Genomic DNA, 1,058 nt, shown 5'->3' with positions numbered 1-1,058 from the left:
GAAGGGCAAACTTGGCGCGCGCGAGGCGCTGCTGGCGGGTCGGTTTCAAAGGGGTTCGCAGTCGTGTGTGATAGAGAAGGCAAGCAATGTTGGTATTTTACAGGGCAAGCCTGCGCTGGGCGCCACATTCGGTCCAAACAAACCTCACCGTATCGGGATTTCGCCTAGAATCTGTCCACGAAGTATTTAACGCAGGAGCATCGCATGAAATCATTCAATCGCTGGCAACAGACAGGCGCAAGTCTTGTTGTCGTCCTGGCCCTTGCCGCTTGCGGCGGCGGCGGCGGCGGCGGCAGTTCATCGGCGCCGTCGGCGGTCACGCCGACCGCTCCGATCACGCCGCCGGCTCCCGAACCGGGCGCGCCTGCGCTGACCAACAACACCGCGACGGACGGCTTGAACTGGCTTAATTTTCGCCGCTCGCAAGCGGGGTTGTCCGTATTGACGCGCAATGCGCTGATCGATGCAGCCGCCACGGGCCACTCGAACTACCAGAAGCTCAACACCGTCACCCACGTGCAAGTTGTCGGCAAGCCCGGCTTTACGGGCGTGCACCTGCTGGACCGTCTGCAGGCCGTCGGTTACGCCACGCCGAGCTATTTTTACGGGGAAGTTATATCGGCAAGCAACACCACGTCGGGCGTCTACCTGGCCGAAGAACTGATCACGGCGATTTACCACCGCTTTGCCATTTTTGAGCCGCGCTTTAAGGAAATTGGCGCCGGAGCGGTCAGCAACGCGACCGGCTATACCATTTTCACGAATAATTTTGCCGCCAACGACGGTTATGGACCCGGCATCGGCAAAGGCAACATCGCCACCTGGCCGGTGGATGGCCAAACCCGTGTCCTGACCAATTTCTTCAGCGATTTCGAAGAACCCGATCCGGTTGAGAACGTTGACGAAGTGGGCTATCCCATCAGCGTGCACGCCGACGCTGACGTGACGCTGACCGTCACGTCATTCACCGTCAAGCCGCGCGGCGGCGTCAACTTGCCCGCCAAACTGCTGAGCAAAGCGACCGACAGCGCCAACATGGGTAACAATACGTCGGCGGC

At 60.1% G+C, this 1,058-nt stretch carries 2 protein-coding genes; both read left to right on the top strand.

Features of this window, described 5'->3' with window-relative positions:
- Positions 1-190: hypothetical protein (locus ACP7BV_RS27205; protein ID WP_426108027.1), on the top strand; the 190-nt coding region annotated here is incomplete at its 5' end.
- Positions 191-204: 14 nt separating this feature from the next.
- The coding region (locus ACP7BV_RS27200; protein WP_426108026.1) for a CAP domain-containing protein at positions 205-1,058 on the top strand (854 nt) is incomplete at its 3' end.

Origin of the sequence: Massilia sp. TSP1-1-2, assembly GCF_049896185.1 — a bacterium.
In the GTDB taxonomy this organism is placed as follows: domain Bacteria; phylum Pseudomonadota; class Gammaproteobacteria; order Burkholderiales; family Burkholderiaceae_D; genus Telluria_A.
The sequence above is the reverse complement of the archived record's forward strand: the minus strand, read 5'-3'. Positions and strand labels throughout refer to the sequence as shown.